Here is a 16,675-nt window from a genome sequence, read left to right as displayed (position 1 = left end):
TTTAACAATTATATAAAAAAAAGACCGCGTTCCCCCGCGGTCTTTTTTTTCGTGTTACGCTGTGATCCAAGCTTCGTTTGCTGGATTTTTACGCCACTCTTGTAATTTTTTCGTTTCAGCTTGTCCGATCATACCTTTTTCTGCTGCAACTTCAGTTAATGCACTGTAGTCGCTTAAAGAGTATGATGCTACGTTCGCTGATTCTAGTTTTTCTTTTCCTGCTTCTAGCTCGTATGTGAAGATTGATACGATTCCTAATACTTCACAGCCAGCTTCGCGAAGTGCTTCTACACAAGTAATTGCACTACCGCCAGTTGAAATTAAGTCTTCTACTACTACTACTTTTTGACCTTTTTCAGCTTTTCCTTCGATTTGGTTCCCTTTACCGTGACCTTTTGCTTTACTACGTACGTAGCACATTGGTAAATCCATACGATCGCTTACCCATGCAGCGTGCGCAATACCAGCAGTTGCTGTTCCTGCAATAACTTCTACAGTTGGGAAGTGCTCTTTAATTAACTCTTCTAATCCAGCTGCAATTGCTTGACGTACTTTTGGATAAGATAAAGTTAAACGATTATCACAATAAATTGGTGATTTCATACCAGAAGACCAAGTGAATGGATCATTCGGTTGTAAAAATACTGCTCCAATTTCTAATAAATGCGATGCGATTTCTTTTTTCATACTGTTACACCTTCCCACTGTTGTTTTACTGTTTTATACGCTTCAAGCGGATTTTTTGCTTTTGTAATACTACGTCCAACTACGATGTAGCTTGAGCCAAGTTCCCTCGCACGTTTCGGTGTTGCTACGCGCACCTGGTCATTTACATCATCGCTTGCAAGACGAATCCCCGGTGTTACTGTTACAAATTCATTTCCGCATACTTCACGTAATTTTGGAACTTCAAGTGTTGAACAAACAACTCCATCAAGTCCACTTTCTTTCGTTAATTTTGCATAATGAGCAACCGCTTCTTCTAACGTTTTCTCAATGCCGATTTCTTTTTTCATCATAGCTTCCGAAGTGCTTGTTAGTTGTGTAACTGCAATACAAATCGGTCTCTCTTTTCCTTCTTGCTTACCTTCCTCTAATCCCTCAATCGCAGCTTTCATCATGCTACTTCCTCCAGCAGCATGAACATTTACCATATCAACATCTAGACTAGCTAGGCTACGCATAGCACTTTTTACTGTATTCGGAATATCATGAAGTTTTAAATCTAGGAAGATCTTATGTCCCTTTTCTTTTAAGTACGTAATAATCGCAGGGCCTTCTTTGTAGAATAACTCCATACCTACTTTGACAAATAACTCTTCCCCTTCAAAGTGGTGTAAAAATTGCTCTACTTCTTGTTTCCCTGGAAAATCTAGTGCAACGATTAACGACTGTGACATGTTTGCTTCCAGCTCCTTCCTTGACATTCCGAAATGTGATCAAATCCTAGTTCATCTAATAGTGCTGGTAACTCTTCAATAATTGTCGGACATACGAACGGATCGATAAAGTTCGCTGTACCTACTGCAACTGCGCTTGCACCAGCGTAGAAGAATTCAATTACATCTTCAGCTGTTTCAATACCACCCATTCCGATAATTGGAATGTTAACCGCTTGACTTACTTCATGTACCATACGAATTGCTACTGGCTTAATCGCAGGTCCTGATAGTCCGCCTGTACGGTTTGCTAAAATTGGTTTAGCTGTTTTTAAATCTAGACGCATACCAAGCAATGTATTAATCATCGTTAAACCGTCTGCACCTGCATTTTCAATCGCTTTCGCAATTTCCACTATATTTGCCACGTTCGGTGACAATTTCACGTATACAGGTACTTCAGAAACCTCTTTTACTCGCTTCGTTAAATCAGCAGCAATTTCAGGATTTGTACCAAAGGCGATACCACCTGTTTTTACGTTTGGACAAGAAATATTTAACTCTAGTGCATGAACATTAGGCGCTTTAGAAATTTCCTTTGCAACCGCTACGTAATCCTCAGCTTGTGAGCCTGCAACGTTCGCAATAATCGGAAGGTCAAATTGCTCGAGAAAAGGTAATTCAGAATTCATTACTTTTTCTAGCCCTGGGTTTTGAAGTCCGATGGCATTTAACATGCCGCCTGGTGTTTCAGCAACACGAGGCGTCGGATTTCCATAACGTGGTTGTTCTGTCGTCGCTTTAATCATGATTGATCCTAGTACACTTAAATCGTAAAACTGTGCATATTCACGACCAAATCCAAAGCATCCAGATGCCGGTATAATTGGATTTTTTAATGATAATCCTGGTAATTCAACTTGCAATCTGTTCATAGTACAACCTCCCCGATTGGAAATACTGGTCCGTCGCTACACACCTTCTTGTAAGAATGTCCACTTGGATCTTCTTGTAAGTGGCATACACATGCGAAACAAGCTCCAATACCACAGCCCATACGTTCTTCTAATGAAATATAGGCTTTTTTCTCTTTGTAACGTCCTTCTAATGCACGAAGCATCGCTAACGGGCCACATGAGTATAGAATGTCAAAGTCAATTCCGTAATTATCAATTACATCTGTGACAAACCCTTTTGTACCGTGTGTACCGTCTACTGTCGCAACATACGTATCACCAAGTTCTGCAAATTTTTCTTCATAGAAAACAACATCTTTCGTTTGAAAACCTAAGATGTGAATCACACGTACACCTTTTGCAACGAGGCGCTGTGATAATTCATAAAGTGGTGGTACACCAATTCCCCCGCCTACTAATAAAGCTGTTTGTCCAGCTTCTGCTTCTTCTACAGGAAAGCCGTGTCCTAATGGTCCTAGAACGTCTACCATTTCACCTTGTTTTCTAGTTGCTAATGTTTTTGTCCCTTGTCCTTCCGCACGATATAGCATTGTAAATTCGTTCTTCTCTTGATCTACATTACAAATACTAATTGGGCGGCGCAGAAGGGGCGCAATGCCCTCTGCTACCTTAATGTGTACAAACTGCCCTGGTTCGTTCATTTGCTGTACTAAATTTCCTTGAAGCACTAATTCGTAAATGTTTTTTGCGATTTCTTTTTGGTTAACGACAATCATATTTTGCTTTTGCATCATGCATGTACCACCTCGTGACGCTTTGTTTGCGTAATTTCTTTCATTGAATGAGCTGAGAATGTCATAGATTCTAATACTCGTAAGATTGCTCTTGTTGTATCAAGTGATGTTAAGCAAGCCACACCATTTTCTACTGATTCACGGCGAATGCGGAAACCATCACGCGCTGGTTGTTTACCTTTTGTTAATGTATTGATTACAAACTGTGCTTTTCCTTGACGGATAATATCTAGTAAGTTGTATTCTTCAGAATCAATTTTGTTTACAACTTGTACTGGAATATTTTGCTCTGCTAACGATTGTGCTGTTCCAGCTGTTGCTAATAAGTTATAGCCGATTTCGTGGAAACGTTTTGCAATTTCCATTGCTTCTTCTTTATCTTTATCCGCTACAGTAATGATTACTGATCCGTGTGTTGGAATGTTAATTCCAGAAGCAACTAACCCTTTGTATAATGCTTTTTCAAGTGTTAAGTCTTTCCCCATTACTTCCCCTGTTGATTTCATTTCAGGTCCTAATGTTGTATCAACTGAACGTAGCTTCGCAAATGAGAATACCGGTGCTTTTACATACACTTCTTTCTCTTCTGGGTGATAACCAGTTCCATATCCTTGTTCTACAAGATCTTGACCTAAAATAACTTTCGTTGCAACATTCGCCATCGGTACACCTGTAATTTTACTTAAGAATGGTACTGTACGGCTCGCACGTGGATTTACTTCAATTACATACACTTCATCTTTGAATACTACAAACTGAATGTTTAGTAATCCAACAATGTTTAAACCTTTTCCAAGTGCAATTGTATGTTCAATAATTTGTTCTTTCAGTTTTGCAGATAAGCTTTGTGGTGGATATACTCCGATTGAGTCACCAGAGTGAACTCCAGCGCGTTCAATATGTTCCATAATACCTGGAATGAATACATTCTCACCGTCTGAAATTGCATCTACTTCAATTTCTTTACCAACCATGTAACGATCGATTAATACTGGATGATCTGCGTGAACTTTAACCGCATTTTTCATGTAGTGCAGCAGTTCTTCTTGACGATATACGATTTCCATCGCGCGTCCACCTAGTACGTAAGATGGTCTTACTAATACTGGGTAACCAATTTTGTCAGCGATTGCTACCGCTTGTTCTACAGTCGTTGCTGTTTTACCAACTGGTTGCGGGATACCCAGCTGTGTTAGAGCTGCTTCAAACTTATCACGATCTTCTGCACGGTCTAAATCTTCAAGTGATGTTCCTAAGATTTTCACACCGTGAGCCTCTAATTTAGCAGCTAAGTTAATTGCCGTTTGTCCACCGAATTGGACGATAACACCTTCTGGTTTTTCTAAATCGATAATATGCATTACATCTTCGATTGTTAATGGTTCAAAGTATAATTTGTCAGAAATACTGAAGTCTGTTGAAACTGTTTCTGGATTGTTATTAACAATAATTGCCTCATATCCAGCTTCTTTAATTGCCCATACAGAGTGAACTGTTGCATAGTCAAACTCAACACCTTGACCGATACGGATTGGACCAGATCCTAGAACTACTACACTCTTACGATCAGTTCTAACCGATTCATTCTCGTCACCATATGTGCTGTAGTAGTATGGCGTTGCAGATTCAAACTCTGCCGCACAAGTATCTACCATTTTATAAACAGGAGTTATATTGCTTTCTTTACGCATATCGTAAATTTCACGCTCTGTTTTGTTCCAAGCATTGGCGATGTAATGGTCACTGAAGCCCATTTCTTTCGCTGATTGTAACACTTCCATATTTCCTACATTCGCTTTTACTTCGCGTTCCATGTTTACGATGTTTTCAACTTTTTGTAAGAAGAAGAAGTCCATTTCACACCATTCGTTGATTTCTTCTTTCGTTACACCTTGACGGATCGCTTCTGCTACAATAAACAGTCGCTCATCATCAGCTTTTATAATGCGTTTTTTCATTGTCTCTTTATCAAGCTCTTTTAAATGCTCTAATTCTAAGTGATAAACGCCAAGTTCTAAAGAACGAACCGCTTTTAATAATGATTGCTCTAAGTTACGTCCGATTGACATAACTTCACCAGTTGCCTTCATTTGTGTACCCAGTGTTCTGTTTGCTGATTCAAACTTATCAAATGGCCAGCGCGGAATTTTTGAAACAACATAGTCTAATGCTGGTTCGAAACAAGCATATGTTTTTTGTGTTACTGGATTTATAATTTCATCTAATGTTAAACCGACTGCAATTTTTGCCGCTAGCTTCGCAATTGGATATCCCGTTGCTTTAGATGCTAGTGCAGATGAACGACTTACACGCGGGTTTACTTCGATTACATAGTATTGGAAGCTATGTGGATCAAGTGCAAGCTGAACGTTACATCCACCTTCAATTCCTAATGCGCGAATAATTCGTAATGAAGTGTTTCGTAACATTTGATATTCACGGTCGCTTAATGTTTGGCTCGGTGCTACTACGATAGAATCACCTGTGTGAACCCCAACTGGATCAATGTTTTCCATGTTACATACTACAATCGCGTTATCATTCGAATCACGCATTACTTCATATTCAATTTCCTTACAACCAGCAATGCTCTTTTCTAATAAACATTGTGTTACTGGACTATGTTTTAATCCACCTGATACGATTTCGATTAGTTCTTCTTCATTACTACAGATTCCGCCACCTGTTCCTCCCATTGTAAATGCTGGGCGAACAATAACTGGATAACCAATTTCTTTTACAAATTCATGTGCTTCTTCTAGCGTATGAATGATCGTGCTAGATGGAATTGGTTCATTTAAATCTTGCATTAATGTACGGAATAAATCGCGATCCTCAGCTTGCTCGATTGCTGATAATTTTGTTCCTAAAATTTCAACTCCGCATTCTTCAAGTATGCCTGATTTCGCAAGTTCAACCGCCATATTTAAGCCTGTTTGACCACCTAATGTTGGTAAGATTGCATCTGGACGTTCTTTACGAATGATACGGCTTACGAATTCTAGTGTTAATGGTTCTATATATACTTTATCTGCTGTTGCAGTATCTGTCATAATTGTTGCTGGGTTAGAGTTAACAAGGATTACTTTGTAACCTTCTTCTCTAAGAGATTGACAAGCTTGTGTACCAGAGTAGTCAAACTCTGCTGCTTGCCCAATTACAATTGGTCCTGATCCGATTACTAAAATTGTGTTAATGTCTAGGCGTTTTGGCATAACTCTTCCCCTTCTTTCTTGAAGTTTTCAATCATTGCTAAGAAATCTTCGAATAAATCGTTTGCATCTTCTGGTCCTGCCGAAGCTTCTGGATGGTATTGCACTGTAAATGCTGGGAATTTCGTATGACGAAGACCTTCTACTGTTCCATCATTTAAAGCAACGTGTGTAATTTCAAGTTCTGTATTTCCAACTGATTCTTCTTCTACTGCGTAACCATGGTTTTGAGATGTAATTGCTACTTTTCCAGTTGCAAGATTTTTTACTGGATGATTTAAACCACGGTGACCGAATTTTAACTTACTTGTATTCGCACCAGATGCTAGCGCAAACAATTGATGTCCTAGGCAAATTCCGAATAAAGGAACTTTACCGATAATGTCTTTTAACATTTCAATTGCTTCTGGTACATCTTTTGGATCCCCAGGTCCGTTACTTAACATAATTCCATCTGGGCTAAGACGTAAAATCTCTTCTGCTGTTGTATTGTAAGGTACAACAATTACATCACAATCACGCTTATTTAATTCTCGTAAAATACCATGTTTCATTCCGAAGTCTACAAGTACAACTCGATGTCCACGGCCTGGACTTGGGTATGGATCTTTCGTTGATACGCGTTTCACATGATCTGTAAAGACCGTTGCTTTCAATTGGCTAACGATGTATTCTACATCTGCATCCATGTTACATAGACGTCCACGTAATGTACCGTATTGACGAATTTTTCTCGTTAATTTTCTTGTATCAATTCCTGCTAATCCTGGGATATTTCTTTCCTTTAAGTAATCATTTAACGAAATTTCATTACGGAAGTTTGATGGGTGATCACAAATTTCGTTTACGATTAAACCATTTACAGATGGGTGAATCGATTCAAAATCGTCACGGTTGATGCCGTAGTTTCCGATTAATGGGTACGTGAATGTTACGATTTGACCGCAATATGATGGATCAGATAATGTTTCTTGATATCCAGTCATTCCTGTTGTAAATACAACCTCACCTGACTTTTCGATTTCTCCTCCGAAACCTTTTCCAATTAATACTGTTCCATCTTCTAAGATAAGTTGTCTTTTCATACTAATGCACTCTCCTTTTGCCATGCGATCTTACCGCCAACGATTGTCATTACCGGCCATCCTTGGCATTTCCAACCTGCGAATGGTGTATTTTTTCCTTTAGATAAGAATGTTGTTGGGTCAATCTCTTCTTCTTGTTCTAAATCAATGATTGTAATATCAGCTGTTCTACCTTCTTTCAGGCGACCTGCTTCTAAGCCGAATGTATCAGCTGGCTTTTCTGTTAAGAATTGAATTAACTGCTCTAATGTAATAATTCCTTTTTTCACAAGGTTTGTGTATAGAAGTGGGAATGCTGTTTCAAAACCAGTAATTCCAAATGGTGCTCTTTCAATTCCTTGTGCTTTCTCTTCCGCTGTATGCGGTGCATGATCAGTTGCGATCATATCGATTGTTCCATCTAATAAACCTTCAATTAGTGCTGCGTGATCTTCTTTTCCACGAAGCGGTGGGTTCATTTTAAAGTTAGGATCAGCTGATGGGATATCATCTTCACATAACACTAGGTGATGAGGTGTTACTTCTGCTGTTACTTTAATTCCAGCGCGTTTCGCATCACGGATTACACGTACAGATCCTTTCGTACTTACGTGACATACGTGATAGTGACAATCTGCCGCTTCAGCAAGCAGTATATCCCTTGCAATATGTACAGATTCACATACTGATGGGATACCGTTTAATCCGTGTTTCTCAGAAAACTTCCCTTCATGTACACAACCTTTATTAATAAGAGTATTCTCTTCACAGTGCGCAACTACTGCCATATTTAATTTCGCTGCACGCTTCATAGCAGCTAACATCATGCTAGCATCTTGTACGCCTACACCGTCATCAGTGAAAGCAAATGCTCCAAGCTCTTTTAATGTTTCGAAATCTGTCATTTCAGAACCCGCTTGGCGTACTGTAATTGCTCCGTATGGTAATACGTTGACATGCGCTTTTTCTTTAATACGATTTTGCAAGTCTTCCATATGTTCTCTGCAATCTGGTACTGGGCGTGTATTTGGCATTGCACAAATTGTAGTGAATCCACCTTTTGCCGCTGCTAGTGTACCTGTTTCAATTGTTTCTTTATGTTCACCACCTGGTTCACGAAGATGTACGTGTACATCTACTAATCCAGGTGCGATTAACTTTCCGTTCACATCGATTACTTCAGCATTATCTGCCGTAATATTTTCTGCTACCTTAGCGATTTTACCGTCTTGTACGAGAAGATCTGTTGCTACGATTTTTCCTTCTTCATTCATATAACGACCATTTTTAAACAAGTAATTCATGTTTCATTCCTCCTAATACATTTGGTAAGGCGCGTTTTAGTACAGCCATTCTTACGTAAACTCCATTTTCCATTTGTTTAAATATGCGTGAACGCTCACACTCAACAAGTTCACTTGCAATTTCAACATCACGGTTTACAGGAGCTGGATGCATAATAATGCTTCCTTCTTTCATACGCTTTTCTCTTTCCACTGTTAATCCATGTTTCTCATGATACTCTTTCATAATGTCTGTTTCATAATGATCATGACGCTCATGTTGTACACGAAGTAACATCATTACATCCACTTCTGGAACAAGTTCATCTAATGGTTTGTATGTTCCAAATGTGTTGTCTTCATCTTTCCACTCTTCTGGACTTGCAAAGTAAATTGTTGCACCTAGTTTCGTTAATGCTTCTGCATTAGAACGTGCTACTCGGCTATGACGAACATCTCCTACTATTGCAATCTTCAATCCTTCAAATCTTCCAAACTCTTGTTTAATTGTAAGAAGGTCGAGTAGGCACTGCGTTGGGTGGTTTCCACATCCATCTCCAGCGTTTAAGATTGGGATATTCACCTGATCTTTTAGTTCATCGAAGTAGCGATCTTGTTCATGGCGGATGACCACTGCTTTTGTTCCGATTGATTCTAGTGTTCTTATCGTATCGTATAAAGTTTCTCCTTTTTGTACGCTAGATGCATCAGCTGAAAAGTCTAAAACATCAAGTCCTAATCTCTTCTCAGCAACTTCAAAGCTAAATCTCGTTCTCGTACTATTCTCAAAGAACAAGTTCGCAACAAAAATTTGCTCTGTCGTTTTGCTCTCTTTTCCATTCGCGAAATCTTCTGCGTCTTTTAGGATTTCTGAAATTTCTACTTCCGATAATTCACTCATCGTTAACAAATGGCTCATCGTCATCCCTCATCTTTCTGATTTTTATGTTACCACTTTTGTATTTTTATAACAACCTTTGCATAAAAATACCCTAGTCGTGTGAGACTAGGGTGCATGAAAGAAGCCACCCTTTCCGGTCTCACAGGACTGAATTAAAAGGTTATTATTATGAAGCAATCTGCTTAGATTGTTTTATTTGTTTCGTTTCCGGTAGTAGTAGATTTAACAGTACACCTACAATTGCTGCTAGTGCCATTCCTTCTACTTGGAACGATTCTCCTACATGAAGTACCGCTCCACCAATACCGATTACTAGTATTACTGATGCAATCATTAAGTTGCGTTTGTCACTTAGGTCTGTTTTATCATCTACCATCATGCGTAATCCGCTTGATGCGATTACACCGAATAGTAAGATTGATACTCCGCCCATAACCGGTGTTGGGATCGAATGAATCAGTGCAGAAATCTTACCGATAAATCCGAACATGATTGCGAACACTGCTGAACCGATGAATAAGTATACACTGTATGCTCTCGTAATTGCTAGCACACCGATGTTTTCACCGTACGTTGTATTCGGTGGTCCACCGATTAGTGATGCGATTAATGTTGCTATACCATCACCGAATATCGAGCGATGTAAGCCTGGTTTTTCAATTAAATCTCTTTTAATAACATTTCCAAGTACAATTTGATGTCCGATATGCTCTGAAATTGTTACTAGTGCAACTGGTACCATCAAGAGTACAATCTTCCACGAAAACTCCGGAGTGTATGTTACAAACGGTACTGTGAAATCTGGTACAACAAACCATTTTGCCTCAGCTACCGGCTTTAAGTCTACTAGCCCTTGGAAGTAAGCGAAGATATACCCGCCGACGATACCAAGCAGTACTGGTATTATACTGAAAAATCCTCTTCCGAATATAGAGCAGATAATTGTAATTGCTAATGTTACTAATGCTACTGAAAAGTGTGTCATGCTATACTTACCATCTGCACCGTTCATCGCCATATTAACTGCTGTATGTGCTAAAGCTAGACCGATTACCATTACGACTGGACCAACTACGATTGGCGGAAGTAATTTCATAATCCACTCTGATCCTGATTTCTTAATTCCGAGTGAGATTAAGATGTACACAAGTCCTGCAAACAAACCTCCGAGCATTGCTGCTCCAGGTCCACCTGCTGTTTTCGCTGTTATAATCGGTGCGATAAAGGCGAATGATGATCCTAGATAGGCAGGTACTTGACCTTTTGTTATAAGAAGAAACGCTAGCGTTCCTAATCCACTTGATATTAATGCTACTGACGGATTCAATCCTGTTAAAAATGGAACAAGCACTGTTGATCCAAACATCGCGAACAAATGTTGTATACTTAAAAATAACCATTTTCCCGGTTTCGGTACTTCATTAACGTCTAACACTGGCTTTTGTTCCATTGTTACATCCTCCTTCAGTTTAAATCTTTGCAATAAAAAAACTCTTTGTGCCTGTGCACAAAGAGTCCTACACTTTCGTATGCCAAATTTGACATATGAAAGCCAAGACCCTTTGGCAGCCTCACAGGACTACATTTAAAAGGGCTTTACTTATCGTATATGCTTACTCGATCTTGTTGATCTGTCTCTTGCAAATCAACTTCGATACGCTCTTCACTTGATGTTGGAATGTTCTTTCCTACATAATCAGCGCGAATTGGTAGTTCACGATGACCTCTATCAACAAGAACCGCCAGTTGGATTTGTGATGGTCTACCTAAATCCATAAGAGCATCCATTGCTGCTCGAACTGTTCTTCCTGTATATAATACATCATCCACAAGGATAACTTTTTTCTTCGTAATATCTACAGGGATATCAGAACCTTTTACAAGTGGTTCTTCATTTTTCGATTGTAGTGTTAGGTCATCACGATATAACGTAATATCTAACTCTCCAACTTCCATTTCTTTTCCTTCAATTTGACCAATTCGTTCTGCCAAACGTTGTGCAATAAAAATTCCACGAGTTTTAATTCCGACAAGAACACAATTATCGACACCTTTATTTCGTTCCACGATTTCATGACTAATTCGTGTTAAAGCGCGGCGAATCATTTGGTCATCTAAAACGACAGCTTTCTCTTGCATGCTCTACACCTCCAAGCTTTTTTTCTTGCGTGAGAGTAATGGTATAAAAAAAGTCCTCTCAGCGTGTGCGAGAGGACTTTTGAAAAAAGGGTACAACATACCCTAAGTATTTCAAACCGTTACCTTCTCAACCTCACGGGGCTGTGTTAAAGGATCATTATTTAACTGTTGTCAGTATCTCAGTTTTCTTATGATTTGTCAATACTATTTCCGTAAAATATTTAATGCGTCTTCAAACACTTCTGGAATCGGTGCCTCAAACTGAATATATTCACCAGTACGAGGATGGTCAAACCCTAAAATGCCTGCGTGAAGTGCTTGTCCATTCATGTCTAATGTTTTCTTCGGACCATACTTCGGATCTCCTGCAAGTGGATAGCCAATATATTTCATATGAACACGAATTTGGTGCGTACGTCCCGTTTCTAAGCGACATTCTACAAGTGTAAAATCTTTAAAACGTTCTAGCACTTGGAAGTGCGTAACAGCATTCTTACCATTTTCATCAACTGTCATGCTTTGACGTTCTTTCTTATCGCGACCAATTGGCGCATCGATCGTTCCTTTATCATGCGGAATCACACCGTGTACAATCGCTTTGTAACGTCTTGTTACTGTTTTTGCTACAAGTTGATTTACAAGTGACTCATGCGCTATATCATTTTTAGCAACCATTAATAGTCCCGATGTATCTTTATCAATACGATGCACAATACCAGGACGCATTACACCGTTAATACCTGACAGATCTGTACAATGGTGCATAAGTCCGTTTACAAGCGTACCGCTTGTATGCCCTGGAGCTGGATGTACAACCATACCACGTGGCTTATTTACAACGAGTACATCTGCATCTTCATAATAAATTTCTAAGCTCATATCTTCTGCTTGGATATCTAACTCTTCTGGATCAGGAATCGTTACTGTAATTTCATCGTTTTCTTTAACTTTATAATTCACTTTTACCGACTTTCCATTAACTGTAACGACATTATCTTTAATCCATTGTTGTACTTGTGAACGTGACCATTCACTGTTTATTTCTGCAACGAATTTATCAATTCGCTCACTTTTTTGTTCTTCTGCAACTGTTACTTGTACTACTTCACTCATTCAATTACTCCTTCGTTTTCTTTCCTTCTAATAATGTTTGAATAATAATTAATACAACACCAATACATAATGCTGAATCAGCTATATTGAATACTGGATAGTTGTACGAGAAAATATACACGTGAATGAAATCCACTACTTCTTGTCTAAATACACGATCAATGAAATTACCAATTGCTCCGCCTAATATTAGACCTAATGAAATCCCTAGAAGTTTGTCTGTTTTCGCATATTTTTTCATATAAATTACGATAAATGCTACAAAAACGACTGTAATAATGTAGAAGAACCACATTTTATTTTCTAAAATCCCCCAGGCAGCTCCTCTATTTCGATGTGATGTTATGTATAATACATTATCGATAATCGGAATGCTCGTACCCAATTCCATGTTCTTTACAATTAGCCATTTCGATATTTGATCGATGGCAATGACAAATAACGCTATTACATAATATATCATTTTCATTTCCCCCACAAAGACAGTGTACCTCAAAATTTTAGCATAGCTGCAACCTTTTCACAATGAACCTTTATAGAAGAATAAAATAAATTAAAAAAAGGTAATATAATATCGTTGTGCGCATTCATACATTTACTTTTTCATAGAAGAATTCATGAATGGTACGGGCAGTCGGCATCGTCTTCATTTGTTTTACCGAAATTGCTCTCCCCGTTTCTTCACAAATACCATACATATCTATTTCCATTTTAAATAATGCACGTTCTACATCTTTTAAGTCCTCTTTTATATCATGTAATAGGAGTTTTTTCTTTATCTCTTCTTTAATTTCATATCCAAGCTCTTCGCTAAACTCTGTATCATATTTGTGCATGACCTCTTTAGCTAGCCTCTCTTGTAGCTCTTTTCGCATCAATTGCAATTCTTCTTTGATTTCCATATATATTTCATTCACGTGTACATTCCTCCCAGCTGCAATGTACGATTAGTGTGTCCGAAATTTCCATGCTTACCTCACACACATTTTTCCTTCATAGGAAAGAGCGTGAAAGTTATTTTAATATATCATCAACAAAAAAACTGACTGCACTTTCGCACAGTCAGTTTGTTATTATTTTACATAGTTTTCTTTAACAACTGTTGCACAACGCTCACATAATGTTTCATGTTCAGCATCTTTACCAATTGTTTCTGAAACTACCCAACAACGTTCACATGTTTCACCAGTTGCTTGAGTAACAACAACCGCTGTATGCTCATACTTCGGCGCATCTGCTGGCGCTTCTTCCATCATGCCACCAAGTTTATACTCAGAAACGATGAATAATTGCTTTAAGTCTTCGCTAATAGACTCTAACATAACTTTCATTTCTACAGTCGGATATAGCGTAATACTTGCATTTAATGACTTACCGATTACTTTCTCATTACGAGCTACTTCTAACGCTTTTAATACATCATCACGCAGCGTCATAAATGCATCCCATTTTGTTTTTAATGCTTCCGCACCATCTATTTCTGCAGCTTCTGGCATATTAGTTAATTGTACACTTTCTTCTGTTACACCTGGAATGTATGGCCATACTTCATCAGCTGTATGCGGTAAGATTGGTGTTACAAGTTTCGTCAATGCAACAAGAACATCATATAATACAGTTTGAATCGCACGACGATCTTCATGGTTTGCACCTTCAATGTATAAAATGTCTTTTGCAAAGTCTAAGTAGAATGAACTTAAATCAATTGTACAGAAGTTATGAATTGCATGATATACAGCAGCAAAGTCATATGTCTCATATGCTTCTTTTACTTTTGTAATTAAGTCATTTAATTTCACTAACATGTAACGATCTACTTCACGAAGTTCAGCTACTGCTACTGTATTTTCACTTGGCTTAAAGTCGTCTAAGTTCCCTAATAAGAAACGGAATGTGTTACGAATTTTACGATACACTTCTGCTACTTGTTTTAAAATATCATCTGAAATACGTACGTCAGATTGATAGTCAACAGAAGATACCCATAAGCGTAGAATGTCTCCGCCTAATTGATCCATAATTTTCTTCGGTACGACGATGTTTCCAATCGATTTACTCATTTTACGTCCTTCACCATCTAATACGAAACCATGGCTTAGTACGCCTTTATATGGTGCTTTACCTGTTACAGCAACTGCTGTTGATAATGAAGAGTTAAACCAACCACGATATTGGTCAGATCCTTCTAAATATAAATCTGCTGGACGTTGTAAGTCATCGCGCTCTTCTAATACCGCTTGGTGAGAAGAACCTGAGTCGAACCATACATCCATGATGTCTGTTTCTTTACGGAATTCACCATTTGGGCTACCTGTATGTGTAAATCCTTCTGGTAATAGATCTTTCGCTTCACGCTCGAACCATACGTTAGAACCGTGTTCACGGAATAAATCTGCTACATGGTTAATTGTTTCATCTGTAATAATTGGATCACCATTCTCAGCATAGAATACAGGAATTGGCACACCCCATGCACGCTGACGAGAAATACACCAGTCACCACGGTCACGAACCATGTTATGAAGACGAGTTTCTCCCCATGCTGGTACCCATTTTGTTTCCGCAACAGCTTCTAATAATTCTTTACGGAACGCTTCAATAGATGCAAACCACTGTGCTGTCGCACGGAAAATAATTGGTTTTTTCGTTCTCCAATCATGTGGGTATGAATGCGTAATGAATGTTAGTTTCAGTAACGCGCCTACTTCTTCTAATTTTTCTGTAATTGGCTTGTTAGCTTTATCATAGAATAAGCCTTCAAATCCAGGTGCTTCATTTGTTAATACACCTTTATCATCAACTGGGCAAAGTACTTCTAATCCATACTTTTTACCAACAACGAAGTCATCTTCCCCGTGTCCTGGTGCTGTATGAACACAACCTGTACCTGCATCTGTTGTTACGTGATCTCCTAGCATAACTAATGAATCACGATCGTAGAATGGATGTTTTGCAACTGTATACTCAAGTTCGCTACCTTTTACCGTTTTCACAACTTCAGCATTTTCCCACTCTAACGTTTTTGCAACTGTCTCAAATAGTTCAGAAGCAATAATATATTTTTCATCATTTACTTTTACAATAGCGTATTCAAGTTCTGGGTGAACAGAAATACCTAAGTTTGCAGGCAGCGTCCAAGGTGTTGTTGTCCAGATAATGAATTTCTCATCACCTTCTAATACGTTCTTTCCGTCTTTTACAGGGAATGCTACGTAAATAGATGCTGATTTTTTATCTTGGTATTCAATCTCAGCTTCTGCTAAAGCTGATTCACTCGTTGGAGACCAGTAAACTGGTTTTTGCCCTTTATAGATATAACCTTTTTTCGCCATATCACCAAACACTTTAATTTGTTGCGCTTCATAAGCTGGCTCTAAAGTAATATATGGGTTATCCCAATCAGCACGTACACCTAAACGCTTAAATTGTTCACGTTGACGTTCTACTTGTTCATATGCATACTCTGCACATAACTTACGGAACTCAGCAACTGTCATTTCTTTACGCTTTACACCTTTATTTGTTAAAGCTTGCTCAATTGGTAAACCGTGTGTATCCCAACCTGGTACATATGGTGCACAGTAACCAGTCATTGATTTATAACGAACAATAAAGTCTTTTAACACTTTATTTAACGCATGTCCCATATGAATGTCACCATTCGCATATGGAGGTCCATCATGCAGTACAAATAAAGGACGACCTTTCGTATGTTCTTGTACCTTTTCATAAATATTCATTTCAGCCCACTGTTCTTGCATTGCAGGCTCACGTTTTGGTAAATTCCCACGCATTGGGAACTCTGTTTTTGGCATTAGTAATGTATTTTTGTACTCCATGCTCAATTCCTCCTTACATGTATAAAAGAAACAC

14 protein-coding genes are annotated in these 16,675 nt (G+C 38.5%); all 14 read right to left on the bottom strand.

Going from position 1 to position 16,675, the window contains the following annotated elements:
- Positions 1–54: 54 nt before the first annotated feature.
- Positions 55–687, bottom strand: coding sequence for an orotate phosphoribosyltransferase (pyrE, locus tag KVT31_RS04080; RefSeq protein ID WP_063260442.1), 633 nt, complete (start codon positions 685–687; stop codon positions 55–57).
- Positions 684–1,400, bottom strand: coding sequence for an orotidine-5'-phosphate decarboxylase (gene pyrF, locus KVT31_RS04075; protein ID WP_088097519.1), 717 nt, complete (start codon positions 1,398–1,400; stop codon positions 684–686). The genes pyrE and pyrF overlap by 4 nt, the downstream gene beginning before the upstream one ends.
- Positions 1,385–2,314, bottom strand: coding sequence for a dihydroorotate oxidase B catalytic subunit (pyrD, locus tag KVT31_RS04070; RefSeq protein ID WP_001081053.1), 930 nt, complete (start codon positions 2,312–2,314; stop codon positions 1,385–1,387). Before pyrD ends, pyrF begins: the two co-directional genes overlap by 16 nt.
- Positions 2,311–3,090 (bottom strand): dihydroorotate oxidase B electron transfer subunit, encoded by a 780-nt coding sequence (pyrK, locus tag KVT31_RS04065; protein WP_088097520.1) that lies wholly within the window; start codon positions 3,088–3,090, stop codon positions 2,311–2,313. The genes pyrD and pyrK overlap by 4 nt, the downstream gene beginning before the upstream one ends.
- Positions 3,087–6,305 (bottom strand): carbamoyl-phosphate synthase large subunit, encoded by a 3,219-nt coding sequence (carB, locus tag KVT31_RS04060; RefSeq protein WP_088097521.1) that lies wholly within the window; start codon positions 6,303–6,305, stop codon positions 3,087–3,089. The genes pyrK and carB overlap by 4 nt, the downstream gene beginning before the upstream one ends.
- Positions 6,290–7,387, bottom strand: a complete 1,098-nt coding sequence (locus KVT31_RS04055; protein ID WP_088097522.1) for a carbamoyl phosphate synthase small subunit — start codon at positions 7,385–7,387, stop codon at positions 6,290–6,292. The genes carB and KVT31_RS04055 overlap by 16 nt, the downstream gene beginning before the upstream one ends.
- Positions 7,384–8,670, bottom strand: a complete 1,287-nt coding sequence (pyrC, locus tag KVT31_RS04050) for a dihydroorotase (RefSeq protein WP_001108374.1) — start codon at positions 8,668–8,670, stop codon at positions 7,384–7,386. Before pyrC ends, KVT31_RS04055 begins: the two co-directional genes overlap by 4 nt.
- Positions 8,654–9,568 carry an aspartate carbamoyltransferase gene (pyrB, locus tag KVT31_RS04045; RefSeq protein ID WP_088097523.1) on the bottom strand — a complete coding sequence of 305 codons (915 nt, stop codon included), beginning with the start codon at positions 9,566–9,568 and terminating at the stop codon, positions 8,654–8,656. Before pyrB ends, pyrC begins: the two co-directional genes overlap by 17 nt.
- 148 nt (positions 9,569–9,716) lie before the next feature.
- Positions 9,717–11,000: a uracil permease gene (uraA, locus tag KVT31_RS04040; RefSeq protein WP_044737666.1), complete on the bottom strand. Its 1,284-nt coding sequence runs from the start codon at positions 10,998–11,000 to the stop codon at positions 9,717–9,719.
- 146 nt (positions 11,001–11,146) lie between these two features.
- Positions 11,147–11,689: a bifunctional pyrimidine operon transcriptional regulator/uracil phosphoribosyltransferase gene (gene pyrR, locus KVT31_RS04035; protein ID WP_001156490.1), complete on the bottom strand. Its 543-nt coding sequence runs from the start codon at positions 11,687–11,689 to the stop codon at positions 11,147–11,149.
- A gap of 204 nt (positions 11,690–11,893) precedes the next feature.
- A complete protein-coding gene (locus tag KVT31_RS04030) occupies positions 11,894–12,802 on the bottom strand; it encodes an RluA family pseudouridine synthase (protein ID WP_088097525.1) in 909 nt (302 codons plus the stop codon).
- Positions 12,803–12,806: 4 nt separating this feature from the next.
- Positions 12,807–13,265: a lipoprotein signal peptidase LspA gene (lspA, locus tag KVT31_RS04025; protein WP_000642179.1), complete on the bottom strand. Its 459-nt coding sequence runs from the start codon at positions 13,263–13,265 to the stop codon at positions 12,807–12,809.
- Positions 13,266–13,389: 124 nt separating this feature from the next.
- Positions 13,390–13,719, bottom strand: coding sequence for a TraR/DksA C4-type zinc finger protein (locus KVT31_RS04020; protein ID WP_088097526.1), 330 nt, complete (start codon positions 13,717–13,719; stop codon positions 13,390–13,392).
- Between the two features lie 156 nt (positions 13,720–13,875).
- The gene (gene ileS2, locus KVT31_RS04015) at positions 13,876–16,641 is read right to left on the bottom strand and encodes an isoleucine--tRNA ligase (RefSeq protein ID WP_088097527.1); all 2,766 of its coding nucleotides are present in this window, start codon (positions 16,639–16,641) and stop codon (positions 13,876–13,878) included.
- Positions 16,642–16,675: the final 34 nt, after the last annotated feature.

The organism is Bacillus sp. GbtcB14 (assembly GCF_019091205.1).
GTDB classification, from domain to species: Bacteria; Bacillota; Bacilli; order Bacillales; family Bacillaceae_G; genus Bacillus_A; species Bacillus_A cereus_AG.
The sequence above is the reverse complement of the archived record's forward strand: the minus strand, read 5'-3'. Positions and strand labels throughout refer to the sequence as shown.